This is a genomic window from Nocardia sp. NPDC051990 (assembly GCF_040680755.1).
GTDB lineage: Bacteria > Actinomycetota > Actinomycetes > Mycobacteriales > Mycobacteriaceae > Nocardia.
Genome location: NZ_JBFAXH010000007.1, coordinates 166,556 through 192,532, shown reverse-complemented (window position 1 = coordinate 192,532; position 25,977 = coordinate 166,556). Strand labels below are relative to the sequence as shown.

24 protein-coding genes are annotated in these 25,977 nt (G+C 65.9%); 8 read left to right on the top strand and 16 right to left on the bottom strand.

The window, feature by feature from the left end; all coding sequences use genetic code 11:
- The first annotated feature begins 205 nt into the window (after positions 1-205).
- Both AB0L63_RS16260 and AB0L63_RS16255 read left to right on the top strand, forming a co-directional pair.
- On the top strand, positions 206-2,482 hold the full coding sequence (locus AB0L63_RS16260; protein WP_364500693.1) for a thiamine pyrophosphate-dependent enzyme: 2,277 nt from the start codon (positions 206-208) through the stop codon (positions 2,480-2,482).
- Positions 2,483-2,590: 108 nt separating this feature from the next.
- Entirely contained in the window at positions 2,591-3,070 is a 480-nt protein-coding gene (locus AB0L63_RS16255) for a hypothetical protein (RefSeq protein ID WP_364500690.1), read from the top strand.
- 15 nt (positions 3,071-3,085) lie between these two features.
- Here the strand turns inward: AB0L63_RS16255 and AB0L63_RS16250 are convergent, their stop codons facing one another.
- Positions 3,086-4,069: an alpha/beta hydrolase gene (locus tag AB0L63_RS16250; protein WP_364500688.1), complete on the bottom strand. Its 984-nt coding sequence runs from the start codon at positions 4,067-4,069 to the stop codon at positions 3,086-3,088.
- A gap of 54 nt (positions 4,070-4,123) precedes the next feature.
- Between AB0L63_RS16250 and AB0L63_RS16245 the strand changes: the two genes are divergently transcribed.
- Positions 4,124-4,972 carry an SDR family NAD(P)-dependent oxidoreductase gene (locus tag AB0L63_RS16245; RefSeq protein ID WP_364500685.1) on the top strand — a complete coding sequence of 283 codons (849 nt, stop codon included), beginning with the start codon at positions 4,124-4,126 and terminating at the stop codon, positions 4,970-4,972.
- Between the two features lie 3 nt (positions 4,973-4,975).
- On the opposite strand, the gene AB0L63_RS16240 is transcribed toward AB0L63_RS16245, so the two are convergent.
- A complete protein-coding gene (locus AB0L63_RS16240) occupies positions 4,976-5,809 on the bottom strand; it encodes a LysR family transcriptional regulator (RefSeq protein ID WP_364500682.1) in 834 nt (277 codons plus the stop codon).
- 70 nt (positions 5,810-5,879) lie between these two features.
- Here AB0L63_RS16240 and AB0L63_RS16235 point away from each other — a divergent pair, with 70 nt between their 5' ends.
- Positions 5,880-7,013, top strand: a complete 1,134-nt coding sequence (locus tag AB0L63_RS16235) for a YbfB/YjiJ family MFS transporter (RefSeq protein WP_364500680.1) — start codon at positions 5,880-5,882, stop codon at positions 7,011-7,013.
- Here AB0L63_RS16235 and secG read toward each other — a convergent pair.
- Positions 7,000-7,233: a preprotein translocase subunit SecG gene (secG, locus tag AB0L63_RS16230; RefSeq protein ID WP_062991810.1), complete on the bottom strand. Its 234-nt coding sequence runs from the start codon at positions 7,231-7,233 to the stop codon at positions 7,000-7,002. The two genes, AB0L63_RS16235 and secG, sit on opposite strands and share 14 nt — an antisense overlap.
- A 58-nt stretch (positions 7,234-7,291) precedes the next feature.
- Positions 7,292-8,902 carry an MFS transporter gene (locus tag AB0L63_RS16225; protein ID WP_364501070.1) on the bottom strand — a complete coding sequence of 537 codons (1,611 nt, stop codon included), beginning with the start codon at positions 8,900-8,902 and terminating at the stop codon, positions 7,292-7,294.
- 257 nt (positions 8,903-9,159) lie between these two features.
- On the opposite strand from AB0L63_RS16225, the gene AB0L63_RS16220 reads away from it, so the two are divergent.
- Entirely contained in the window at positions 9,160-9,960 is an 801-nt protein-coding gene (locus AB0L63_RS16220; protein WP_364500676.1) for an META domain-containing protein, read from the top strand.
- On the top strand, positions 9,957-10,475 hold the full coding sequence (locus AB0L63_RS16215) for a hypothetical protein (RefSeq protein ID WP_364500673.1): 519 nt from the start codon (positions 9,957-9,959) through the stop codon (positions 10,473-10,475). The genes AB0L63_RS16220 and AB0L63_RS16215 overlap by 4 nt, the downstream gene beginning before the upstream one ends.
- A gap of 59 nt (positions 10,476-10,534) precedes the next feature.
- Here AB0L63_RS16215 and AB0L63_RS16210 read toward each other — a convergent pair whose 3' ends face one another.
- The 9 genes from AB0L63_RS16210 to AB0L63_RS16170 all read right to left on the bottom strand — a co-directional run bounded on the left by AB0L63_RS16210 (position 10,535) and on the right by AB0L63_RS16170 (position 20,429).
- On the bottom strand, positions 10,535-10,693 hold the full coding sequence (locus tag AB0L63_RS16210; RefSeq protein ID WP_364500670.1) for a hypothetical protein: 159 nt from the start codon (positions 10,691-10,693) through the stop codon (positions 10,535-10,537).
- Between the two features lie 166 nt (positions 10,694-10,859).
- Positions 10,860-11,645 carry a triose-phosphate isomerase gene (tpiA, locus tag AB0L63_RS16205; RefSeq protein ID WP_364500668.1) on the bottom strand — a complete coding sequence of 262 codons (786 nt, stop codon included), beginning with the start codon at positions 11,643-11,645 and terminating at the stop codon, positions 10,860-10,862.
- 3 nt (positions 11,646-11,648) lie between these two features.
- A complete protein-coding gene (locus tag AB0L63_RS16200; RefSeq protein WP_364500665.1) occupies positions 11,649-12,884 on the bottom strand; it encodes a phosphoglycerate kinase in 1,236 nt (411 codons plus the stop codon).
- A 5-nt stretch (positions 12,885-12,889) separates the two neighbouring features.
- Entirely contained in the window at positions 12,890-13,909 is a 1,020-nt protein-coding gene (gap, locus tag AB0L63_RS16195) for a type I glyceraldehyde-3-phosphate dehydrogenase (protein ID WP_364500663.1), read from the bottom strand.
- A gap of 476 nt (positions 13,910-14,385) precedes the next feature.
- Complete coding sequence (whiA, locus tag AB0L63_RS16190) at positions 14,386-15,369, bottom strand: DNA-binding protein WhiA (protein WP_040692075.1); 984 nt, start codon at positions 15,367-15,369, stop codon at positions 14,386-14,388.
- The gene (gene yvcK, locus AB0L63_RS16185; RefSeq protein WP_364500660.1) at positions 15,360-16,406 is read right to left on the bottom strand and encodes a uridine diphosphate-N-acetylglucosamine-binding protein YvcK; all 1,047 of its coding nucleotides are present in this window, start codon (positions 16,404-16,406) and stop codon (positions 15,360-15,362) included. The genes whiA and yvcK overlap by 10 nt, the downstream gene beginning before the upstream one ends.
- On the bottom strand, positions 16,403-17,425 hold the full coding sequence (gene rapZ, locus AB0L63_RS16180) for an RNase adapter RapZ (RefSeq protein ID WP_364500658.1): 1,023 nt from the start codon (positions 17,423-17,425) through the stop codon (positions 16,403-16,405). Before rapZ ends, yvcK begins: the two co-directional genes overlap by 4 nt.
- Positions 17,426-17,508: 83 nt before the next feature.
- Positions 17,509-19,536: an excinuclease ABC subunit UvrC gene (uvrC, locus tag AB0L63_RS16175; protein WP_364500655.1), complete on the bottom strand. Its 2,028-nt coding sequence runs from the start codon at positions 19,534-19,536 to the stop codon at positions 17,509-17,511.
- A gap of 47 nt (positions 19,537-19,583) precedes the next feature.
- On the bottom strand, positions 19,584-20,429 hold the full coding sequence (locus AB0L63_RS16170; RefSeq protein ID WP_364500652.1) for a LysR substrate-binding domain-containing protein: 846 nt from the start codon (positions 20,427-20,429) through the stop codon (positions 19,584-19,586).
- An 82-nt stretch (positions 20,430-20,511) separates the two neighbouring features.
- Between AB0L63_RS16170 and AB0L63_RS16165 the strand changes: the two genes are divergently transcribed.
- Positions 20,512-21,516 (top strand): bile acid:sodium symporter family protein, encoded by a 1,005-nt coding sequence (locus AB0L63_RS16165; RefSeq protein WP_364500649.1) that lies wholly within the window; start codon positions 20,512-20,514, stop codon positions 21,514-21,516.
- 10 nt (positions 21,517-21,526) lie between these two features.
- Here AB0L63_RS16165 and AB0L63_RS16160 read toward each other — a convergent pair whose 3' ends face one another.
- Together AB0L63_RS16160 and AB0L63_RS16155 are read right to left on the bottom strand one after the other, a co-directional pair.
- Entirely contained in the window at positions 21,527-21,964 is a 438-nt protein-coding gene (locus AB0L63_RS16160; protein ID WP_364500647.1) for a hypothetical protein, read from the bottom strand.
- Positions 21,965-22,082: 118 nt separating this feature from the next.
- Positions 22,083-22,766, bottom strand: a complete 684-nt coding sequence (locus tag AB0L63_RS16155) for an HAD-IA family hydrolase (protein WP_364500645.1) — start codon at positions 22,764-22,766, stop codon at positions 22,083-22,085.
- Between the two features lie 183 nt (positions 22,767-22,949).
- Here AB0L63_RS16155 and ggt point away from each other — a divergent pair, with 183 nt between their 5' ends.
- Positions 22,950-24,902, top strand: coding sequence for a gamma-glutamyltransferase (gene ggt / locus AB0L63_RS16150; RefSeq protein ID WP_364500642.1), 1,953 nt, complete (start codon positions 22,950-22,952; stop codon positions 24,900-24,902).
- A gap of 576 nt (positions 24,903-25,478) precedes the next feature.
- Here ggt and AB0L63_RS16145 read toward each other — a convergent pair.
- Positions 25,479-25,976, bottom strand: a complete 498-nt coding sequence (locus AB0L63_RS16145) for a PH domain-containing protein (protein WP_364500639.1) — start codon at positions 25,974-25,976, stop codon at positions 25,479-25,481.
- Between the last annotated feature and the right edge of the window lies 1 nt (position 25,977).

Genomic DNA, 25,977 nt, shown 5'->3' with positions numbered 1-25,977 from the left:
TCAGCCGGTGGCGCGTACGACTGTGAGTCGTGCGATGACCGGGTGCCGTAGGGAGCATCCCAACCGGGAGATAGCCGACAGATCCTCGATTTGGGACCGTTCTACTCGGAGAAGTTTCTCGCATCTATCGAGGTGATCAGAATATTTTCGGAAATCGCGCCGAAATCGGGCACCCGGAGCGGTGTTCGTCGGAGATGATCACAGCGTGACCGAACAGCGAGTCGACCTTGATGAGCGATTTCGTGCCGAGCTATCAGCGCTGGAGCCGCGACCGAGCCAACCCGTCGAGCAGCCGCTCGAGGGTGGCGGGCTCACCGGAGCCCAGTGCTTGGACCTGTTCGAATCACAGGCGACCAGTAGGCATCTCGATCTCGCGGCGCGCCGGCTGGGCGTTGCCAAGCGCGGCTATTACAGCATCGGGTCGTCAGGGCATGAGGGCAATGCGGCGGTGGCAGCGGCCCTGCGCCCCTCCGATCCGGCGCTACTGCACTATCGCTCCGGGGCATTCTTCGTGCACCGGAGCAGGCAGGTGCCCGGTCTCGACCCGATCCGGGATGTGCTGCTCGGCGTGGTCGCGGCGGCCGCCGATCCGATATCCGGCGGCCGTCATAAGGTTTTCGGCAGCAAACCGGCCGGGGTGATCCCGCAGACCTCCACCATCGCGTCGCATCTGCCGCGCGCCGTCGGACTCGCCTTCGCGATCGAGCGCGCGGCACGGCTCGGCGTCGGGGGCGAGTGGCCGTCGGATTCGGTGGTGCTCTGCAGTTTCGGCGATGCCTCCGCCAATCACTCCACCGCCGCTGGTGCCATCAATGCCGCGATCCACACTGCGCGCCAAGGGGTTCCATTACCGCTGCTATTCGTGTGCGAGGACAATGGGATCGGCATCAGCGTCTCCACCCCGCCCGGCTGGATCGAACAGTCCTACGGCATCCGCCTCGGCCTGCAGTATTTCGACGCGGACGGCTGCGATCTCCTCGACGCTGCGCCAACCGCAACCCAGGCCGCCGACTGGGTGCGCGAACACCGCAAACCCGCCTTCCTCCACCTGCGCACCGTACGGCTTATGGGCCACGCCGGATCCGATGTCGAATCCGCCTATCGCACCCCTGCCGATATCGCCGCCGACTTGCGCCGCGACCCGGTGACGGCAACCGCGCGCCTCCTGGTCACCTCCGGTGTCGCCACCCCAAGCGAAGTCATCGCACGCTACGACGATATCGGTGGCCGCGTCGCCGCCATGGCCGAATCAGTATGGGGCGAACCAAAACTGGCTTCCGCTGCCGCGGTAATGGCACCGTTGGCCCCGCTACATCCGGACCTGGTACGGACCGATGTACTTCGTCGAGCTCCGCTCACGTCCGGAGTAGGCGGCCAGCCTGGTGATAATCGGCGTAGCGGACAGCCACTCACGACCGAGCAACAGACAGCGGAACGCACGGTCGCACAAGGTGATTCGGTGACATTGGCGCAGGCGATCAATCAGACGCTCGCCGGGCTGCTCGACCGGGACCCCGATGTGCTGGTCTTCGGCGAGGATGTCGGACGCAAGGGTGGCGTGTACGGCGTCACCAAGGGCCTGCAGAAGCAGTTCGGAGTTCGCCGCGTCTTCGATACGCTGCTCGACGAACAAAGCGTGCTGGGAACGGCTTTGGGCGCCGGGCTCGCCGGATTCGTACCGATTCCGGAGATCCAGTATCTCGCCTACGTGCACAATGCCGCCGACCAGTTGCGCGGGGAAGCCGCCACGCTGTCGTACTTCTCCCAGGGGCAATACCGGAATCCGATGGTCGTCCGCATCGCCGGTTACGGTTATCAGAAAGGGTTCGGCGGCCACTTCCACAACGACAATTCCATTGCGGCACTGCGCGACATCCCCGGCCTGATCATCGCCTCCCCAGCCCGCGGCGATGACGCCGCCGCCATGCTACGAACCTGCGTCTCCGCGGCCCGCGTCGACGGCCGCGTCTGCGTCTACCTCGAACCCATCGCCCTGTATCACACCCGTGACTTGCACCACCCCGGCGACAATGCCTGGCTCGCAACACCTTCCGACACCGAACACATCGCCATCGGCCGCGCCCGTGTCTACGACAACGACAACGACAACGACAACGACCTCACCATCGTCACCTTCGCCAACGGCGTCCCCATGAGTCTGCGGGCAGCCCGACGCCTCTCGGCTCGGGGCATCCGAGCCCGCGTCCTCGACCTCCGCTGGCTCTCGCCGCTCCCTCTCGACGACCTACTGCACCACGCTCGCGCCACCGGCCGAGTCCTCATCGCGGACGAAACGCGACATACTGGCGGCTTCTCCGAAGCCGTCTGCACCGCTCTGATCGACGCCGGTTTCAACGGGCCCATAACCCGCCTAACCAGCGCAGATTCCTTCATCCCCTTGGGCCCGGCCGCCAGCACCGTCCTCCTCGACGAATCCCGAATCGAATCCGCCGCCACCGACCTCGTCAGTACCTCCCGGTAGCGCCGACCGATCCGACACGCGGTGGCCGACTTGCGGTGAATCGGATTCGGCGGCACCACCGAGGAAATACAGTGGACCTACGGTGACCAGCGGCGAAAGGGCGCGGCTATGACCACGATGTCCATGCTCGGCGAGGTGCGACCCGAACACGATCGGGCGATCGAGGAAGGCCGGGTGCTGCTGCACTATCTGCGGTCGTTCCGCATGCCCGTACTCGACGTATGGTCCGCCTGCGCCGAACACCGGCAATTGGATCGTTGGTTCGGCAAGGTCATCGGCGGCAATGGCAACCTGACCATCGAACCATTCGACGGACCGGTCCCCGGCCCCATCGCGATCCGCGTCGAAGACTGCCGCGCACCACATGATCTGGTGATCCATGTCGACGGCGGCATCCTCGAACTGCATATGACCCAGGTGGGCGTCGTCACCAATCTCGAACTGATCCGCCGCCACATCTACCCCGCCGACGCCTGCTCGGTCGGCCCCCGCTGGCAGTACCTGCTGGACCGTCTCACCGCCTACCTGGACCGACGCCCACTGCCCAGTTGGGGCGACTACCCCGAACTCACCGACGAATACCGCTGACCCACACGTCGGCTATCACGTGAGAGCCGGATTCGGGACCAGGTCGCGCAGGTGGGTGGTAATCAAGGTGTTGACCTCGTCGGTGCGTTCCAACTGCACCAGGTGGCCCGCGTCCGCGATCTTGGTGACGGCCCGCAGATCGGAAATGTTCGCACGGAGGGTTGCCAGCGGATCGCGCCCACTGAATCCCTCCATATCCGGATCTCGGTCACCGTACAGGAAATACGTCGGAACGGAGATTACGGCATCGGCAAATTCGGCGGTGAGTTCCCAGTTCCGATCGAGCACCCGGTACCAATTGAGCCCGCCGGTGAAGCCGGTGCGCTCGAAATCCTCTGCCAAGGTGTCGAATTCGGCGCTGGCGAGCCAGCACCACGGCAGTGGTGGGGCTTCGGGGAGAACGTCGAGGTAGCCGGTCCCCTCGGCCGGGAATTGCCAGGTATCGAGGTAGTGGTAGTCGGCGCTGAGCGAATAGTAGACGCGGGCCAGGAATTCCCTTGTGCGACCGCCCAGTTCGGCATCGGCCACACCCGGCTTCTGGAAATAGTCCAGGTGCAGGAAGTGACGCTGGGCGGCCTTCGCCCACAGTTGCGATGGTGCGCGCGGCGGCCGCGGGGCGAACGGATTATTGAGCACGATGACGCCGCTCACCCGCTCCGGCGCGCGCAACGCCAACTCCCATACCAGCGCGGCCCCGAAGTCCAGTCCGACGAAAACCGCCTGCTCGGCGCCCATGGCATCGAGCAGGCCGAGCAGGTCGCCGATGACTGCGCGATTCGTATAGTCCTCGATATCGGTTGGCACATCGGTGCGCCCGTAGCCACGCAAATCCGGCGCAACGGCCCGGTAGCCCGCCGCGGCGACCGCCACGAGCTGGCGATGCCACACGAACCAGGTGTGCGGAAAGCCGTGGCAGAAGATCACCGGATGCCCCTCGCCCTGCTGGGCGATATGCATGCGAATGCCGTTGTTCGTCACGAACCGATGGGTCGATTCCACTACGGCCTCCAGTTGCTAGAACGTGTTCTTGTTTCACGGTAATGTCCCGGGATCATGAACGGAATACCTCGGGTTCTAGGCGGCCGGGTCGCGATGGTGACCGGCGCGAGCCGCGGCATCGGCAAGGGCATCGCGCTGGAATTGGGCGCGGCGGGCGCCACGGTGTACATCACCGGACGCTCGGCCGCACCGGGACGCCTGCCGGGGACCGTGCACGCGACCGCGTCGGAGATAGACCTGCTCGGCGGCGTCGGGATTCCGGTCGTCTGCGATCACCACGACGACGATGCGGTCGAACGGCTCTTCGAGCGGATCCGCAACGAGCACGGCCAACTCGATGTGCTGGTGAACAATGTCTACAACGCCCCCGCCGCCGCGCGATGGCTGGGCAAACCGTTCTGGGAGGTGCCGCCGCGGGCCTGGGATGAGACCTTCGATATCGGCGTCCGATCACATTATGTCGCAAGCGTTTTCGCCGCTCCGCTGCTGATCGAATCGGCGGGCCTGATCGCCAATATCTCCTCTCCGGGCGCCGAGCGCTACATGCACAATGTGGTGTATGGCGTCGCCAAGGCCGCGCTGGACCGCCTCACCGCGGATATGGCCGCCGATCTCGCCGAGACCGGCGTCACGGTGGTCTCGCTGTGGCCCGGAATCGTCGATACCGAACTGCTGCAAATGGTTCCACGCGATAAGGACGGCCGACGGGTGGTCACTCTGCCCGGTGAGGGCACCTACGATCTCGACAGCGCCGAATCCCCCCGCTTTCCCGGTCGTGCCGTCGTCGCACTGGCCGCCGACCCGAACCGCCGCCAACGCTCCGGATCGGCTTGGCGCATAGCGGATCTCGCCGAGGAATACGGTTTCACCGACGTCGACGGCCGCATTCCGCGCAACGACTGATAGTCACACGAGACTCAGGAAACGGTCTACCGATCGCAATGGCGTCGGCTTTACCCGCCAGGTCAGATAGATATGCGATCGCGGCGCATCCACGATATCGACATAGACCACGCCCGGATGCGGTGCGCGAGTGCGCGCCAGCACCGGCACAATCCCGATACCGCGTTCCGCCGCGACGAGTTCGATCCATTCGTCGAAATTCGTGCAAGTGACGACGGTGCGGTTCGGATCGGGCGAGTCCCATGATTCGGCATTGGTGGTGCCGGAAACGGTATTGGCCACCAGCGGATAATGCGCGAGATCGGCCCAGCGCACCTCGACCGCGGTAGCCAGCGGCGAATGCACCGAAACCGCCAGAACCCGCTGCTCCGAACCGATTTCGCGAGATTCGAGGTGGTGCGGGAGCCAGATATCGTTGCGGTGGATCGCGATATCGATCGAGCGGTCGTCGAGTGCCGCCATCGGATCCTCCACGCGGCGCAGCGAAATCCGGCCACCCAGGGCCTCATAGTGGCTGCGGGCCGCGGCGAACCAGGCATCGGGCAGCAACCAGGTGAATCCGACCTCGATCGTGGCGCGCATGCGCAGATCCGCCTGGACGGTCTCGATATCGCCGATGATGCGTCTGCTGTGTTCGAGCAGCTCGGTCCCCTCGTCGGTCAGCTCGAAACGCCGGGACGTGCGCTCGATCAACCGGCATTCGACCAGCCGCTCCAACTGCTGAATGGTCCTGGTCAGCGCGGGCTGGCTGAGGTGTAGCCGGGCGGCGGCGCGGGTGTAGTTCGCTTCCTCGCACAGTGCGAGGTAGGCCCGCAGATGCCGCAGCTCGATATCCATGCGTCGAGCGTATACATCGTGCACAGAAAGCATTTCACAGGCTCGGCGGCGGCCCATACCGTCGAATCTCGTGACCGGATCAGCTCTCCTCGACACCCCGCGCCGCATCCTCGCACCGGCACTCGCCGCAGGTGCGGGCCTCGCCGGCGCGGTCGGTGTCGGGCGCTTCGCCTACACGCCGCTGCTGCCTGCGATGGTGGATGCGCACCGCATCGATGCCCACGATGGCGCGCTGATCGCCGCCGCCAACTACGGGGGATATCTCGCGGGCGCGGTGCTGCTCGCGCGTCATCCGGATCTGAACAGCCGCAATATTTTTCGGATTTCGGCCGGGGTCCTGGTGGCCAGCGAAGCACTGGTCGTACTGCCCGGACCGACGGTGCTCCCGGCGCTACTGCGACTGATCGCGGGCGTGGCGAGTGCGGTGATCTTCGTCGGGTGCGCGGGCGCGATCGCTCGGCTCAGTGGCCGCACGCATGCGGCAGGTATCGCCTTCGGCGGCGTCGGATTCGGTATCGCCGTCACCGGATTGCTCGCGCTGGCCGCGCGACCGGTGCTGTCCTGGCAGGGGCTGTGGCTTGGTGCCGCCGGACTGACCGCCCTCCTACTACTGCCCGCCTTCCGCTTGGATATCCACGGCCGACAGGGCGCCGAGGTAGTCTCCGCGAAACGCACGAGTGCGGCTTGGCGCGCGCTGCTCATCGCCTACTCGCTCGAAGGCGTCGGCTATATCGTGATCGGCACCTTCTTGGTGGCCGCCGTCGGCGCACACAACGCGACCGTGGGCTCGGCGATGTGGGTGATCGTCGGCGCGACTGCCGCACCGGCGGTGCTCTGGAGCATTGCCGCACATCGCTGGACGCCGACGACCGCCCTGGTCCTCGCACTGCTCGCGCAGTGCGCATCGTCGGCCTTGCTCGCCTCCTCGACGACCGTATGGTCCGCGATTATCGCGGCGGCGCTGTTCGGCGGGACGTTCATGGGCATCTGCATGCTCGCGATTCAGATCGGCACCGAACTGACCGACCATCGCGCCGCGGCCACCCTCACCGCGGGCTATGGTGCCGGGCAGATGCTGGGGCCCCTGGTCGTCGCACCGGTAATCGGCGACGGTTATGTGACGGCCTTCGTCATCGCGACCCTTGTGCTGGCGGCGGCGACAGCGGCAGCCATCATCGTCGCCAGGCAGCTCAAGCGAACTTGATCTCCAGGCCGATGCCGAGGATGGCGATGAGCCAGATCAAACCGGTGAAGATGGTGATGCGATCGAGGTTCTTCTCGACGACGGTCGAACCCGACAGGCTGGACTGCACGCCGCCACCAAACAAGCTGGACAGACCTCCACCCTTGGCGCGGTGCAGCAGCACCAGCAGCACCAGCAGCACGCTGGTGATGATCAGGAGGATATCCAGGAACATCCGCATGCCGGACAGTCTATGGGTGTGCGCCGATACCTGCATAATCACCCCGGCTCGACGCGACCTACGGTGTCGCTACCGCGACCAGGTGTGTGGTGGTGTCCCGGCCGATCATGTACTCCGCGACGGCACGTTCGCGCAGCTGGTCCTGGGCGGTGAGCCGCACCTGATGCTGATGCATATGCTCCGACCAGGAGCGCACCACGAATGCCTCCACATAGCGATCGAACACCCCGACGTCGCGATACAGCCGCCACTCCATCGCGCCGGTACGCTGCATGGACCGTCCGACGAACACCATCGCGGCCAGGAATTCGTCGACCTTCTCCGGCGGGACATCGTAGGTGCGCAGTACCAGCACCGGACCGTCCTCGGGATCCGGCTCGACCACGAGCTGTGGTTCCGGCCAGAAGGCGCTCGGGCTCAGATCCAATTCCTCCGCATTGTGGCGGATCGGCAACCAGACCGAACTCAGCGCGGAGCCCGCCAACAGCACCGCGGCCGCCAGTAGCGCCGCCACCGGGCCCAACGCTCCCGCGACCAAACCCCACACCAGCGAACCGAGTGCCTGCCCACCCATGAAGACCAGCATGTACACCGACAACCCGCGGGCCCGCACCCATGCGGGCAGCAGCAATTGCATGGTCGAGTTCATCGTCGACATCGCGAGCAACCAGGCGAATCCGGCCCCGACCAACAGCAGCAGCACCACCGGCACGCTGCGCACCACCGCCGCACCCGCCGAGGCGATGCCGAACAGGATCGCGGCCGCCGTCAAGCGCTGCGTGGGCGTGAGCAGAGCACGGACGCGCCCCAAGCCGATCGCCCCTGTCACCGCGCCGAGTCCGAGCGCACCGAGCAGCAGACCGTAGCCGGAGGACGACAAACCGAGCTCGTCACGGGCGATCACCGGAAGCAGCGCCCACACCGCGCTCGCCGGGGCGATGAACAGAATCGAACGCAACAGCACTCGCCGAATCGCGGGCGCGGCGCGAATGAACCGGGTGCCCGCCTGCAGCGCGGCCATCGGACGTTCACTGGGCAGCTTCCGCTCCTTCACCGGTCTGCGCCAGCTGAGCAATACCGTGACGACGGCCACGAACGAGATCGCATTCAGCACGAACACCAACGTCGGCCCGGACACCGAAACCAGCACACCCGCGATAGCGGGCCCGACCGAGCGCCCGATATTGATATTCATGCTGCCCAGCGCAGCGGCGGACGGAATCTCTTCGCGTGCAACGAGTTCCGGCTGGATAGCCTGCCAAGCCGGTGCCGTCAACGCCTGCCCGCACCCGAGCAGGAACAACAGCGCCAACAGCACACCCGGGGTGGTATGCCCGGTCGCCGTCGAGACCGCGAGCACCGCCGCCAACACCGCCATGGCCGATTGCGCCCCAACCAGCAACCTGCGCCGATCCAATAGATCCGCCAGCACGCCCGACGGAATCGACAGCAGCATCACCGGCAACGTCGTCGCCGTCTGCACGAATGCCACCAACGTCGCGGCATTGGGCGCATCGACCAGAATCCACTGCGCCCCAACGGTTTGCATCCAGGTACCCAGATTCGAGACCAATTGCGCGACCCACAGCGCCCGATAGATCCGCGACCGTAACGGCGCCCAGGTGGATAAAGGTGTCGTCGCATCGGCTGTGGTCACGGGCCCGAGCATAGCCACGGGTGGATGCACGTGCCCGTTCGCTATTTCGCTCAGCGCTGCCGATCCGCTTGCCGCGACCTGGGCGCGCCTCGGGTCGGTGCGGTGGGCGGCCGGGCGACTGATGGTCGACGAGCGGGACGGTTGCCCCCCGAACGCCCACAGGTACCGACCACACAACGGCGTGCACCATCGCGGACTCCGAGCCCCGCGGATCGAGGGTCAGCTGAGTTGCGCGGTTCCCAGCGGCGACGCGCCGTACCATCGGCTACATGTCGGCGACAACGGTGCGCGTTGGGGTTCTTCTGGCTGTGACGGCCGGTCTGGTGGCCGGGTGTTCGAATGACGGTAAGCAGGAGAACAAACCGGCGGCATCGCCGATGGGGCGCACCTTTGTCTCGACCGGTGTCGAGGGAGAGCAGATTCCGGGCGGCGGCCCGATGACGCTCACCTTCGCCGATGGCAGGATCTCGGCGAACTCCGGCTGTAATACCGCCAGTGGCACGGTGGATCTGACCGAAGGAATCCTGCATGTCGGGACCCTGGCGACCACACTGATGGCCTGTCCGGACGAACGTAGCCAGGCCGATAGCTGGCAGGACAAGGTGTTGGCGGCACCGCCCAAGTGGCGGCTCGACAATTCGACATTGACGCTGATCGGGAACAAAATAACGGTCACGTTGCTGGACAAGAAGGTCGCCCAGCCCGATCGGCCGCTCATCGGCACGACGTGGATCGTCTCCGCACTGATGACGCCCGATGCGCAGATCCGTTCGCAGACCCTGGACGATGTGAAGCCCACGCTCACCATCGCGGCCGACGGTAAGGTCTCCGGCAGCGCCGGATGCAATCGTATGACCGGTCACGCCACCCCATCACCCGCCGCCAACGGTCCGGACGTCACCTTCCAGATCGGCACCACGAAGATGGCGTGCGCACCGGAGATCATGGAGGTCGAGCAGGCGGTGCTGAAGGTCCTCGACGGCAAGACGACGGCCACCATCGACGCGGAGACGCTGATCCTGCGCAATACCAACGGCTTCGGCCTGACCCTGCGCGCGGCACAGCCGTGAACCGAAACGCCTCCCGCACACCGGATCTGCGCCATCCGGACCGCAAACGCACCTGGCATGTGGCGATCGGTCCGTGGCCGGATCTTCCGTCCGCCCACATCGAGAAGCTGCCCGCACCGCCGTCTCCGGTAACGCTGGTCCGCTATGCCGAGCTCTACGCTGCCGCCGGACGTATTCGCCACACCGAGAACGGCGGCTGGGATATGGATACCGTCACCGCGCTACTCACCGAACGAGACGAATTCCTGCACACCACCTTCACTTTGGGCTATATCGATCCCGATGGCGCACTCCTGGCCGAATGCTCCGTCGGCATCTCCGCGGAGACCGCCAGGCTGTGCCTCGTGCACGCCACCAAACAACCGGCCGAACTCGCCGCCCTGCTCCGCGGCACCATGTATCGATTACATGTGCACTATCCGGACGTGCGGACCGCCGAGATCTCAATGGGCCCGCACGACGAGCCACTGGAGCTGGCACTGACAGCCAGCGGTTTCATCGTGAACCACCTCTGATCCCGACAACTACTTCCGCGTCAGGACTACCTGGTCCGCGATCGGCTCCGCCTCCCGGGCTACCCGAAGTAGAGCTCCATGGTCACCCGATCGGCCGACTCCAATTTGATCACCGTCCGCGCCGGAATCGTCTTGCCGACGAACTGCGGACCGAGCACGTCCGGATCGGTGAACTCCCCGCCCCTCGATATGGGCAGCGCCGCCGCCGGCCTTCGCAACCTTGTAGGTCATCATCACCGGCGTCACGCGGTCCACCGTCGACCATTCGTAGACAGCATCGCGGCCCCGGCAGTGGTGCGCCTCGCCCCGATCGAAAAGGCCGAACACAAATCAGCCCGGTAGCACGCGATCAGGCATGCTACCGGGCTGATTCGATTTCACCCGTCAGGGCAGCGGACCACCGGCGGCAATCGCGGACAGTGTGGCGAATTCGTCGCCCTTGAGCGACGCACCGCCCACAAGCGCGCCATCGATATCGGTCTGCGCGACCAATTCGCCGACGTTCTTGGCATTCACCGAACCGCCGTAGAGCACCCGTACACTCGCCGCGACCTCGGCCGAGGCCAATTCGACCAGCTCCGCGCGAATCGCACCGCAGACTTCCTGCGCGTCGGCGGGGGTGGCGACCTTACCGGTGCCGATGGCCCAGACCGGCTCGTAGGCGATGACGATCTTCGAAATCTCTTCCGCCGTCAGACCTTTGAGCGAGCCACGCAACTGCTCGAGGTTGTACTCGACGTGGGTCTTCGCCTCGCGGACATTGAGCCCCTCACCGATGCACACGATCGGGGTGATCCCGTACTTCAGCGCCTGCTTGGCCTTGGCCAGCACGGTGGCGTCGTCCTCGGAGTGGTACTGCCGCCGCTCCGAATGGCCGACGACCGCGAAGGTACACCCCAGTTTGGCCAGCATGGCACCGCTGATCTCACCGGTGTATGCACCCTGGTCATGGGTCGAGACATCCTGCGCACCATAGGTGATCAGCAGCTTGTCACCCTCGACGAGGGTCTGCACGCTGCGGATATCGGTGAACGGCGGGATGACAGCGACGTCGACCTTGGCGAAGTACTTCTCCGGCAGCGCGAAGGCGACCTTCTGCACCAGGGCGATCGCCTCGAGGTGATTGAGGTTCATCTTCCAGTTGCCCGCAATGAGCGGTTTGCGTGCCATGGTTCAGTCCTCCAACACCGCGATACCGGGCAGTTCCTTGCCCTCGAGGTATTCCAGGGATGCGCCGCCACCGGTGGAGATGTGCGAGAAACCGTCCTCGGGCAGGCCGAGCGCGCGCACGGCCGCGGCCGAATCACCACCGCCGACCACGGTGAAGGCACCCTTACCGGTCGCGGTCACGATCGCCTCGGCGACGCCACGGGTTCCCGCGGCGAAGTTCTCGAACTCGAACACACCCATCGGGCCGTTCCAGAACACCGTCTTCGCCTCGGTGAGCAGTGCCGCGAACCGGTCCACCGACTCGGGACCGATATCCAGTCCCAGCCAACCGTCTGGAATCTCGTTGGCCGGCACCACCTTCGAATCCGCGTCGGCCGCGAACTTGTTCGCCACGACGATATCGCGCGGCAGGTGGATGACGTCCGCGTAGCGCTCCAACAGCCCCTTGCAGGTTTCGATCATCTCCTCCTGCAGCAGCGAGGCACCAACCGAAAGACCCTGTGCGGCAAGGAAGGTGAAGCACATGCCGCCGCCGATCACCAGGGTGTCGACCTTGGGGGCCAGTGCCTCGATGACGGCCAGCTTGTCGGAGACCTTGGAACCGCCGAGCACGACCGCGTACGGGCGCTCCGGGGCTGCGTCATTGTCCCCCAGCCCGCCCCCCAGCTTGGCGAGCACCTCGACCTCGGCGGCGACCAGCGTGCCCGCGTAATGCGGCAGCAGCTTGGCCACATCGTAGACCGAAGCCTGTTTGCGGTGCACCACACCGAAGCCGTCGGAGACGAACGCACCGTCATCGCCGACCAACTCGACCAACGCGGCGGCCAGCTTGGCCCGCTCGGCATCGTCCTTGCTGGTCTCGCGCGCATCGAAACGCACGTTCTCCAGCAGCAGCACATCGCCGTCGGTCAGGCCCTCCGAGCGCGACAGCGCGTCGTAGCCGACGACGTCACCGGCCAGCTGGACATTGCGGTCCAGCAGCTCGGCCAGCTTCACCGCGACCGGGGCGAGGGAGAACTTCGGATCCGGCTCCCCCTTCGGACGGCCCAGATGTGCCATGACGACGACCTTGGCACCGGCCTCGACCAGCGCCCGCAACGTCGGCACCGACGCGATGATGCGGCCCGGATCGGTGATCCCGCCGTTCTCGTCGAGGGGGACATTCAGGTCGGAGCGCACGAGTACGCCCCGACCCTCGACACCCTCGTTCAGCAGATCCTGAAGTGTCTTGACTGCCATGCGCGTCAGAGCGACTTGCCGACGAGGCCGATGAGGTCGGCGAGGCGGTTGGAGTAGCCCCACTCGTTGTCGTACCAGCCGACCACCTTCACCTGGTCATCGATGGTCTTGATCAGCGGCGCATCGTAGATGCACGAGTGCGGGTCGGTAACGATGTCGCTGGACACGATCGGGTCCACGTTGTACTTCAGGATGCCCTTCAGCGCACCTTCGGCGGCGGCCTTGTACGCGGCGTTGATGTCGTCGATCGAGGCCGACCTGCTCAGGGTCACGGTGAGGTCGGTGACCGAGCCCGTCGGGACCGGGACGCGCAGCGCGTAGCCGTCGAGCTTGCCGTTGAGCTCCGGAAGCACCAGGCCGATGGCCTTCGCGGCGCCGGTGCCGGTGGGCACGATGTTCAGCGCGGCGGCGCGGGCACGGCGCAGATCGCTGTGCGGGCCGTCCTGGAGGTTCTGGTCCTGGGTGTAGGCGTGGATGGTGGTCATCAGACCACGCTCGATGCCGAAGCTGTCGTTGAGCACCTTCGCCAGCGGGCCGAGGCAGTTGGTGGTGCACGAGGCGTTGGAGATGATGCTCTGGCTGCCGTCGTACTTGTCGTCGTTGACACCCATGACGACGGTCAGGTCCTCACCCTTGGCGGGCGCGGAGATGATGACCTTCTTGGCGCCCGCGGCGATGTGGCCCTTCGCCTTGGTCGCGTCGGTGAAGATGCCGGTGGATTCCACGACCACGTCGACGCCGAGGTCGCCCCATGGCAGGGCCGACGGGCCCTCCTTGATGGCCAGCGCCTTGATCCGCTGCTCGCCGACCACGATGGTGTCGTCGCCGTCCAGCGACACCTCCTGCGGCAGGCGGCCGAGGATCGAGTCGTACTTCAGCAGCGTGGCGAGGGTCGCGTTATCAGTGAGGTCGTTGACCGCGACGATCTCGATGTCGGTGGTGCCGAGCGCCTTCTGCGCCTCCACCGCCCGGAAGAAGTTTCGTCCGATACGACCGAAGCCGTTGATGCCTACCCGGACAGTCACGTTATCGCTCCTCAGCTTTCAAGCGGATTCATTCCGATGCCATAAACCACAGTAGTGCCCGAGCTGTGTTCGATTTGCAGCACCTCCGGCGCCGCGTGTTCGCCGCCCCTGGTGTGTGGTGGCCTCGCATTCGCTCGTCCAAGCGCAAGAGACTGATGACGGACTTTGCCCGGCGGCATTCGATGGGCGGGTCCGAGCCGGCTGTGTCGATGACCGCGCCTTCGCGCGGATGCGAGACGGGTCGCGAACGTCGCTCGCAAGACTCGCTCCGTGGTGGTCAACCAGGCCCGGAACAGGATTTACGGTGCATGCTCGTCGTACAGCGAGTTCATGGTTGGCGGATTACTCCGCGGTGCTGGCCCCAAACTATCCGGCTCGTTGTACCGCCTGGTGGATACACCGACATTCGTCTCGAGACGCAGAGACGGGTAGCGTCCGGTCGAGTCGAATCGCCGTCTCGTCGGCGGCGATTCGACTCACGCTTCGTCGAGCAGTTCGGCGGTGACGGCCGATTCGGTATCAGGTACCCCCAACTCCTTGGCCCGGCGGTCCGCCATCGACAGCAGGCGTCGAATCCGGCCTGCCACAGCGTCTTTCGTCATCGGCGGATCGGCAAGCTGGCCCAGCTCCTCCAGTGACGCCTGGCGGTGCTGCACCCGCAGCTTGCCCGCCGCGGCCAGATGGTCGGGTACCTCGTCGCCCAGAATCTCCAGTGCGCGTTCGACTCTCGCGGCCGCGGCGACCGCGGCACGGGCCGAGCGGCGCAGATTCGCATCGTCGAAATTGGCCAGACGATTCGCCGTGGCCCGCACCTCGCGGCGCAGCCTGCGCTCCTCCCAGACGATCCGGGTGTCCTGTGCACCCATCCGCGTCAGCAGTGCACCGATGGCCTCGCCGTCGCGCACCACAACCCGATCGGTGCCGCGCACCTCACGCGCCTTGGCGGTGATGCCGAGCCGACGCGCCGCACCGACGAGCGCGAGCGCGGCCTCCGGACCTGGGCAGCTGACCTCCAGCGCCGAGGAGCGACCAGGTTCGGTGAGCGAGCCATGCGCGAGAAACGCTCCGCGCCAAGCGGCTTCGGCATCGCCAATGCTGCCGCCGACCACCTGTGCGGGTAGTCCGCGCACCGGACGACCGCGCACATCGAGCAGACCAGTCTGTCTGGCCAGCGCCTCGCCCTCCTTGGACACCCGCACCACATAGCGCGAGGTCTTGCGCAGACCACCCGCGCCGAGCACGTGCACATCGGAGCCGTAGCCATACAGCTCGAAGATCTCGCGCCGTAGCCGGCGCGCGATGGAACCCATATCCACCTCGGCCTCGACGATCACCCGCCCGCCGACGATGTGCAGACCGCCCGCAAACCGCAGCAGCGCAGACAGTTCCGCCTTGCGGGAACTCACCTGCGAGACCGTGAGCCTGCTCAGCTCGTCCTTCACTTCGGCCGTCATCGCCACGAGACGCGCTCCTTTCCACCCAACCCGGAACGCACATCCTGACCCATGTGCCGTCCCTCGACTCGAAGCCCTGCCATATGTGGCCGAGGTTGCCGGATCAGCTGATCCAGTGCGGCGGCAAGCTTTCCGGGGTGATGCCGGTCGGTGCCCGCTTCGGCGACATCGGAAAAGGTTACTCGTGCCCGCAATTGCTCGGCAGCCCTGGCCACATGTTCTCTTTCGCGACCCTCCGGCACCGACCCGGAATCGACCAGTACCTCGTCGACCACGAATTCCGGTGCGTGCTGGGACAATACATGGAGATGGCGTTCCGCGGAGAAACCCGCCGTTTCGCCCGGCTCCGCGGCCAGATTCAGCACCAGGACCTTGCGCGCCCTGGTATACACCAGCACGTCGCGCAATTCGGGTACGAGCACATGCGGAATCACGCTGGTGAACCAGGAACCCGGGCCAAGCACAACGACATCGGCGTGTTCGATGGCCGAGGTGGCCTCCGGACTGGCCGGCGGATCGGACGGGATCAGCCGCACCCGCCGCACCTTACCCGGTGTCGTCGCGATGGCGACCTGCCCACGAATGCAACGGCTCACGCGCGGATCCGCTTCCAGCCCAGAAACATCCGCTTCGATATCGAGCGCGATGGGCGACATCGGCAGCACCCGCCCGGTGGCACGCAACATCTTGGCGACCTCGTCGAGCGCGGCGACCGGATCGCCGAGCACCTCGGTCAGACCCGCGAGGATCAGATTGCCGACCGAATGTCCGGCCAGCGCGCCGGTGCCGCCGAAGCGGTGTTGCACGGTGCGCGTCCACACATCCTCGCCGTCCGCGGCCAGCGCCGCGAGCGCCATGCGCAGATCACCGGGCGGTGGCACACCGAGTTCGGCGCGCAGTCGGCCCGATGAACCACCGTCGTCGGCGACGGTCACCACCGCGCTGATCTTTCTGGTCAGCCGCCGCACCGCGGTCAGCGTCGCATACAGGCCGTGCCCGCCACCGAGCGCAACTATGGCGGGATCCGATTCCCACCCGGTCATTCGCGCCCCAGATCCCGATGCACGACCCGTACGACATCGGCCGGACCGGATGCTTCTGCCTGCAGTGAATCGAACACTGCCGAGCCGATCAATTCGCCGAGCGCCTCGGCTATCGCGACGCTGCGGTGTTTACCTCCGGTGCAGCCCACTGCGACCGTCATGTATCGCTTCCCCTCTTGGCGGTAACCATTCGTCGTCAGATCGACCAGGTGGTGGCAGGTACTCAAGTAATCGGCCGCGCCGGGACGCGACAATACATACTCGCTGACCACGGTCTCCTGTCCCGAATGTTCCCTGAGTTCCGGTATCCAATGCGGATTGGGTAGAAAACGCACATCCAACACCATGTCCGCATCGAGTGGAACCCCATACTTGAATCCGAACGACTGCACCGTCAGCTGCAGTGCGGTGGGCGCGCCGCCGCCGTAGGCCTCCTCCAACTTGCGGTGCAGCTGGTGGATCGAGAGTTCGGTCGTGTCGATCACCAGGTCAGCCGCCGTCTTCACGGCGGAGAGGCGAATCCGTTCAGCCGCGATGCCCGCCGAGAGCGTACCGTCGGCACTTTCGCTCTGCAGCGGATGGCGCCGGCGCGCGAAGCCGAAGCGGCGGATCAGCACGTCGTCGGAGGCCTCCAGGAACAGGATCCTTGTCGGTACGCCCGCGGACCGCAGCTGGTCGGTGACCGCCGAGAGATCGCCGGTGAAGAAGCGGCTGCGCACATCCATGACCAGCGCGAGGCGGCGAATCGGCGGTTCCGCGGAAGCCCCGAGTTCCACCATCCGGCCGATCAGCTCCGGCGGCAGGTTATCGGTGACGTACCAACCCAGATCCTCGAGTACACGGGCCGCCGTGCCGCGACCCGCGCCGGATAGGCCGGTCACGATGACGACCTCGACCCGCGGCTGGGATGGGTTGCTGTCGCTGCGTCCGACGGGTGCGCCGATGGAGCCCGCGGAGCCGGTTCGCCCAGGGGTCGACCGCGGGCTGCCCGCACTGTTGTTCGATTCGACGCGTCTCATGTCCTACCGGATCTGTGTCAGGGTGCCTGTCGATCATCCCGCACCGGTTCCGGTATCGGGCGCAGACACACAACGTAGGTCGCTTATTCCTCCTGCAATGCGGCCAAAACGGCCTTGGCGGTCGCCACTCCGATGCCGGGCACCTCGGTGATCTGCTCGACCGTCGCCTCCTTCAGTTTGGCAACCGATCCGAAATGCGTGACCAGCGCCGTCCGGCGGGACTCGCCGAGGCCGCGTACCGAATCCAATGCGGATGCGGTCATCCGGCGCGAGCGTTTGCTGCGGTGGAAGGTGATGGCGAAGCGGTGCGCCTCGTCGCGCACCCGCTGCAGCAAATATAGCGACTCGCTATTGCGAGGCAGGATCACCGGATCACTCTCCCCCGGCACCCACACTTCCTCCAGCCGTTTGGCCAGGCCGATCACCGCGACATCGGTGATGCCGAGTTCGTCGAGGACCTCCACGGCGGCCGCGACCTGGGGTGCGCCGCCGTCGACCACATAGAGATTGGGCGGGTAGGCGAATTTCCGCGGGCGGCCGGTGTGTGGGTCGATACCGGGCCGTGAGGTGAGTTCGAGGTCGTCGGCGGATTCGTCGGCGTGTCCATTCTCCCGACCGGATGTCGGCTCCTCGGCCGCCAACTCATCCCGTTCGCGACGCAGGCGATAGAACCGCCGCCTGGTCACCTCCGCAATACTGCCGACATCATCGGAGCGGCCCTCGCCCGCGGCCTCTTTGATCGTGTAGTGGCGATACTCGGACTTGCGCGGCAGACCGTCCTCGAACACCACCAGCGAGGCCACCACATCGGTACCCTGCACGTGGCTGATATCCACACACTCGATTCGTAGCGGCGCGCTGTCCAGATCGAGGGCATCTTGAATATCTTGCAGCGCAGCGGATCTCGAGGTCAGATCGCCCGCGCGCTTGAGCTTGTGCTGGGCCAGCGCCTCCATCGCATTGCGCTGCACGGTTTCGGCGAGCGCCTTCTTGTCACCGCGCTGCGGTACCCGCAGCCGCACCGTCGAACCGCGAAGTTTGCTCAGCCACTCCTGCACCTGTTCGGCATCGGCGGGCAGTTCCGGCACCAGCACCTCGCGCGGGACCGCGGTGGCCGGTTGTTCGTCCTCGCCCTGTTCGGCCAGTGTGGCCTGCTCGCCGTAGAACTGGGTGAGGAACTGCTCGACCAGCGCGGCCACCTCGCCACCGGCCTCGTGGCCATCGATGGCGTCGCCGGATTTGTCGACCACCCACCCGCGCTGACCGCGCACCCGGCCGTCGCGGACGTGGAAGATCTGGACCGCCACCTCCAGCTCATCGATGGCGAAGGCGACCACATCGGCATCGGTACCGGTGCCGAGGACAACTGCCTGCTTCTCCAGTGCCCGCCGCAGCGCTTGGACGTCGTCGCGCAGCCGGGCGGCGGCTTCGAAGTCCAACTCCTCGGCGGCGTCGTGCATCCGGCGCTCCAAATCGCGCACCATGCGATCGGTGCGCCCGGCCAGAAAATCGCAGAAGTCCTCGACGATCCGGCGGTGCTCGTCGGCATCGACACGCCCGATGCACGGGGCCGAGCATTTGTCGATGTAGCCGAGCAGGCACGGCCGCCCGATCTGGTTGTGCCGCTTGAAAACTCCGTTGGAGCAGGTGCGCGCGGGAAAGACCCGCAGCAGCAGATCGAGAGTCTCCCGAATAGCCCAGGCGTGCGCGTACGGACCGAAGTACCGCACCCCCTTCTTGCGCGCGCCGCGATAGACGAACAGCCGCGGGTACTCCTCGTTCAAGGTGACCGCAAGCACCGGATACGACTTGTCGTCCCGATACCGCACGTTGAATCGCGGATCGAACTCCTTGATCCAGTTGTATTCCAGCTGAAGGGCTTCCACCTCGGTGGAGACCACGGTCCATTCGACGCTGGCCGCCGTCGTTACCATCTGCTTGGTCCGCGGGTGCAGCGAAGCCACATCGGCGAAGTACGAATTCAACCTGCTGCGCAGACTCTTCGCCTTGCCGACATAGATCACACGCCCGTGCGCGTCCCGGAATTTGTAGACACCGGGTGCAATGGGAATCGTGCCCGGCTTCGGCCGGTAGGTCGCGGGATCTGCCACGAATCCAAGCCTATCGACCGGCTCCGACACATCCGCATGGGCGCGGCTCAGCCGAAGCGGCGGGCACTCGCGACGATCGCATCGCACAGCACCCGCTCCGGCGCGGACAGGGTCGTGCGACGCCGCATCAGGACGAATTCGAGGTCGCCGAGCGCCGGCAGCCGCGGGTCGGCGAGGACGCGCAGGCCGTCCGGGATCAGGGTTTCGGCATGCACGATGACGCCGAGGCCGGCGAGCACGGCAGCGCGCAGACCGAGCAGACTGTCGCTGGTGCAGGTGACGCGCCAGGTGCGGGCGTCGCGTTCGAGGGCCTGCAATGCGATGCGGCGGGTGAGACTGGGTGGCGGATAGGTGACCAGCGGGACCGGATCGTCGAATTCCGTCGTGGCCGAGCGGCCCGCCCACACCAGCCGGTCGCGCCAGAGCAGTTCGCCGTGCCGCTCACCGGGCAGGCGTTTGCCGACCATCAGGTCGAGTTCACCGGTAGTCATGCGGGTTTTGAGGTTTTCGCTCAGGCCGACAGTGAGTTCCAGATCAACGCCAGGATGGGTGCGCTGGAATTCCAGGAGTACGTCGGGGAGTTCGCGGGCCATCACATCATCGGAGGCGCCGAGGCGAATCAAACCTGTGAGGGTGGAGTCGGAAAAGTAGCGCTCGGCCTGCCCCTGCACGTCGAGGATGGCGCGGGCGAAGCCGACCATGGCCGCGCCGTCGGCCGTCAGCGCGAGATTGCGGGTGTCGCGGCGGAACAATTCCCGTCCCGCGGCTTTCTCCAAACGGGCGATATGGCCGCTGATAGTGGACTGACGCAGGCCGAGGATGCGCCCCGCGGCGGTGAAACCCCCCGCGCGTTCGACGGCGAGGAATGTGCGCAGCAGCTCAGGTTCGAACATACTCCAATTATCGTCGTTTGCGTTTACAGATATCATTCCGAACGCCTTTTTCGTTCAATCAGGCGGGCCGTACCGTCGACGGGTGAAGTTTCTTGCCAAACTCCGCATCGATGCGTTCATGCTCGGCCTCCTGGCCAGCGTGGCGGTGGCCGCGCTGCTTCCCGCACGCGGTGTCGCGGCCGATGCGCTCGACTGGATGACCAAGGTCGCGATCGGTGTGCTGTTCCTGTTCTACGGCGCGCGGCTCGAGCCCCGGGAGGCACTGGCCGGGTTGCGACATTGGCGGTTGCATTCGTCGGTGCTGGCGGTGACCTATCTGGTCTTCCCGCTGATCGGGCTGGCAATGCACGTACTGGCGCCATCGGTACTGACCGACGATCTCTACACCGGCGTGCTGTTCCTATGCCTGGTGCCGTCGACTGTGCAGTCATCGATTGCCTTCACCGCCATTGCCCGCGGGAATGTGGCGGGCGCGGTGGTGAGCGCGTCACTGTCGAATCTGATCGGTGTTTTCGCGACCCCGCTGCTGGTCATGCTGCTGATGGACACCACCGGCAAGGCGACCGTCTCCCCGACGGCGATCCTGGCGATCGTGGTCCAACTGCTGCTGCCGTTCCTGGCGGGTCAAGTCCTGCGACCCCGGATGACCTGGCTGCTGCGGCACGCCGCGGTGACCAGGGCCGTCGATCGCGGTTCGGTCTATCTCGTCGTCTATGCCGCCTTCAGCGCGGGCATGGTGGAACACATCTGGAGCGCTACATCGCCGCGGGCACTACTGGCGACGGTCGCGGTGTGCGCCGGCCTTCTCGCCGTGGTCCTGACGATCACCACCTTCGGTAGCCGCCTGCTGGGTTTCTCGCGCCCCGATCAGATCGTCGCCGTGTTCTGCGGCTCGAAGAAGAGCTTGGCCACCGGGCTCCCCATGGCCTCGGTCCTGTTCACCGGACATCCGGTCGGCCTGATCGTGTTGCCGCTCATGATCTTCCACCAGATCCAGCTACTGACCTGCACGGTCCTCGCCCAGCGCTACGCGCGATCAGCGGAGCCCGATCTCGTGACGACCGAACCTTCCGCACAACCCGCTTGATCCGAGCCGTTCACCACTCGGCGTCGGCGACCCGAATGTCGAACCACGCCTTGGCTTCCGGTCGCCACAGCTGGTACACGATCGTCGCCGACGCGCCCAACGTGAAGAAGACGACGACAAACCCCGCCACATTCGGGACGGCCTCGACGTGAATCCACAGCACGGCGACGGATTGCAGCAGGGCCGAACCGATCGCGACCCGCCGCACCAATGGCCCGCGGCCGAGGAAGAGTACCGCGAGGCCGAGCACCCAGCTAGCGCCGAATTGCACAGCCGCGGATCTCGCCGCGTCATCGCCGATGATCAGGCCAAGGACAATCGGATACGCAAGGCCGAAACCCGCAAGGCCCCATGCGCCGTCTCTGGCCTCGCGCACCGATTCGGGCAGGCCGACGGGCGACGCCGTCCGCACGGCCGACGATTCGAAATATGCCTCGGCATCATCCATGGCCACTCCCCGTCGAGCTAGCGCACCACGATGTGGTGGGCGTCACAGCAAGCTAATTCAGTTCGGGGGCAAGGGCATTCAGGATTCGAGAAATGTGTCGCAGGTCACATACCGGACACTAGGCCAGTTCATACCGCCGCAATACCTCGAGCAAACCTTCGGCGCGCTCCACCGTCGGCAGCGGATCGACCAGCGCGAAACCACAGCCAGCCGCTACCGCGCCGCCATCGGTTACGGCACTGTCGCCGACCATAAGCGCTGATTCCGGACGCACGCCGAGCTGGTCCACCGCGGCCAGGAAGATCCGCGGATCCGGCTTCACCGCGCCAACTTCGAACGACAGCGTGTGCGCGGCGACGAGCCGATCCCAGCCGTTGACGGCGAATGCCGGTCGGACATCGAAGGCGATATTGCTCACCACAGCGACCGGGATGCCCTGCGCTGCCAGGGTTTTCAGTACGGCGCCGGTATCCGGATACGGCGTCCACGTCAGCGGGTCGAGCATCCAGTCGTAGAGTCGCTCGATCAGCTCCGGTGTCGGCACCCCGGCTTGTCGCAAGACCTCGTGGTAGGCGATGCGGTGCATTGCCGGATCCAGATCCCGCCGCTCCCAGGCGAGCCGACCCTCGGCGTCGAAGACCGCACCGTGACCGACCGGCGTCGTCATCCGATCCAAGATCGCGGCCTGCTGCGACCCGTCCACGGGTTTGTCATCAGCCCCGACCATATCGGCCCAGCTTTCATCGGGTTCGAGCCGGAACAGCGTGCCGGAGAAGTCGAAAAGAACCGCCTCGATCGCCACTGTGCCAGCCTACCGACCGCCGCACTCGTCATCGGTCGAACAACTCGGCCTCGATACCCGTTCCCGCAGCGTCGCATTCGAACAGGCGCTCAATGCGATTGCCCGCTAACCGTTTTCGCTGAACTCACCAGCACTGGGACGGATTTCCTGCGACGCTCGGCGATCGGCGATACAGTGCGGTCCATGAGTCGCACGCGAGGAACTTGGGTCAGCGCCGCGGCGGCGCTCATGCTCATCGTCAGCGTTGTCAGCGGATGCTCATCCGATGACACACCGGCGAACGCGGCGTGTACCGCGACACCGAACGGGACCCCGGTGGTCGCGACCTCGGCGGCTGCGACACCCGGCGCGACCAAGGATCTGAGCACCCATCCGGAGATCGCGACCGGCTACCGCTCCGACATGACGGCGGTGCGCACCAAGACCTACGCGGTATCCACGGCCAACCCGCTCTCCACCGAGGCCGCCTGTAAGGTGCTGAGCAACGGTGGCACGGCCGCGGACGCACTCATCGCGGCACAGCTGGTGCTTGGCTTGGTGGAGCCGCAGGCCTCCGGCATCGGCGGTGGCTCGTTCATGCTCTACTACGACGCGGCCAGCAAGAGCGTGGAGGCATACGACGGTCGGGAGATCGCCCCCGCGGCGGCGACCGAGAACTATCTGCGCTGGGTCAGCGATACCGATCGGACCGAGCCGAAGCCGAGTGCCCGGGCGAGCGGACGCTCGATCGGCGTGCCCGGCGTCTTGCGCATGCTGGAACTGGCGCATCGCGACCATGGCAAGACCGCTTGGCGGGATCTGGTCGACCCGGCCATCGGCCTGGCCGATCGCGGCTTCCCGATCAGTCCGCGGCTGGCGAGTCAGATCGCCGAATCCGCTAAGGATCTCGCGGTGGACGAGTCCGCGAAGACCTACTTCCTCAATCCGGACGGCACTCCGAAACGAGTCGCCACCGTGCTGACCAACCCGGCAATGTCGAAGACCTTGAACGCCATTGCCACCGACGGCGTCAATGCCTTCTACACCGGCGCGATCGCCCACGACATCGTCGACGCGGCCGCGTCCACCGCGGGTGGCCGCACCCCGAGCCTGATATCCGCCGACGACCTCGCCGGATATCAGGCCAAAAAGCGTACCGCGCTCTGCACGACGTACCGCACGCACGACATCTGCAGTATGCCGAGTCCGTCCTCGGGTGGCATCACCGTCGCGGCCACCCTCGGCATCCTGGAGAACTTCGACCTGTCCGCATTGCAGCCGGACAATATCGACCGCAACGGCGGCAAGCCGAAGGCCGAAGCGGTGCATTTGATCTCGGAGGCCGAGCGGCTGGCTTACGCCGACCGGAACAAGTACGTCGCCGATACGGATTTCATTCCACTGCCGGGCAATTCGCCACAGACCCTGGTGAACAAGGACTATCTGAAAAAGCGCGCAAGTCTCATCGATCCCAACCACAGCATGGGTACCGCGCAGCCCGGCGATTTCGGCCCGGTGCCGCTCGGCGTCGGTCCGCAGCCGCCGGAGCACGGCACCAGCCATATCTCGGTGGTCGATAAGTACGGCAATGCCGCCTCGATGACCACCACGGTCGAAGCCGCCTTCGGATCGTTCCATCTCGTCGACGGATTCGTGCTGAACAACCAGCTCACCGACTTCTCCGCCGATCCATTCGGCACCGATGGCGCCCCGGTGGCCAATCGCCTCCAGCCGGGTAAGCGGCCCCGCAGCTCGATGAGCCCGACCCTGGTCTTCGACCACAATGCCGACGGCTCCCGGGGCGATCTGACCGAGGTCGCCGGCTCCCCCGGAGGTTCGGTGATCATCCAGTTCGTCGTGAAAGCCCTGATCGGCGTGCTGGATTGGGGCCTGGACCCCCAGCAGGCGGTGTCCGCAGTGGACTTCGGCGCCGGAAACAGTCCATCGACCGGCGTCGGCGGCGAGCACCCAGCCATCAATGCCACCGATAACGGCGATCACGATCCACTGGTTCTGCGCCTGCGCGAACTCGGTCACCAGGTCTCGGTCGCCCCACAATCCAGCGGCGCCAGCGCTTTGCAACGCGACGGCACCGACGGCTGGATCGGCGGTGCCGACCCCCGGCGCGAAGGCGCCGTCCTCGGCGACACCCACTGACCCGCGGCTGCGTTATCCGGCCCGATGCATTGGATAGAGCAGCGGGCCGTCATCGAGCGCCAGGGCGCCTAGCCGTTCGAAGCCGAAACGCTCCTAGAACGGCACATCAGACCGTCTGGTCGCCAGTCGGAAACACGGGTCCGTGGTGCCTGATAAGCGCTTCTCGGGCAATGCCGACGCGAAACCCATGCCCTGCATGTCAGGTCGGTTCCGATGGCCGCAAGATACAGATGCGGAAATTCGGGCAGAACACCCATCGATCCGCGTGGCGGCTGGTAGTGCCCGCCGCTGACCGCGACCGAGTGCCCGGATCAGGGTCACCGGCTTGGTCGGCGGCGACGCCACACCGCAGGTTCCCAGAGCCCGACGGCGACCGAGTTCACCGCCGTCGCTCGAGGTTGCGATGTCGACGATCCCGTTCCGCTGTCTAGATGCGAAGCACGAATCCCAGACCAGCGGCGACGCTTTTCGGCGACGCACCGCAACCGGCCAGAAGTATGTCATGAGCGGATCGTCGGCGAATGCCTCGGCCAGCACGCGAGCTCAGGATGTCGCGCAGCACGGGGAAATACCCGACTACTCTTGTGCGGCAGTGTATTTCGCGCCCAGCGCCCGCAATTTGTCCAGGGCCTCGACGGCGCGTTTCTTATCGTTGGAGCGGATTGCCATGAGCGGGACGTAGTCGTCGTCGACCAATTCGAGGCGGGCCCAGGACTTTCGGTCCGGAAACGAGACGCCGCGGATGTACTTCCAGGGGAATTCGGTGTCGCCCAGGATGTTCCGCACCGAAATGCCACGCTTGCCGACCCGGACCCGCGGCCGAGTCAGTAGCAGCACTGCCGCCGCACCGAGCACGCCGATGCCGATCATGGCGAACTGGTCCGCGAGCCGGAAGTTCACGCCCGTCGAGCCGTGACGCAACAAGACGCCGCCGGTAGTGAAACCGGCGACCAGCAGTCCCGCGACGATCCACGCGGTCCGCACCGCGCGATGCGGCCGTACCTCGAGGTCCCACTCACCGGAATCCGATTCGGCGGCCGAGGCGCCCCTGCGCCAGATGCGGACGACCGGCATG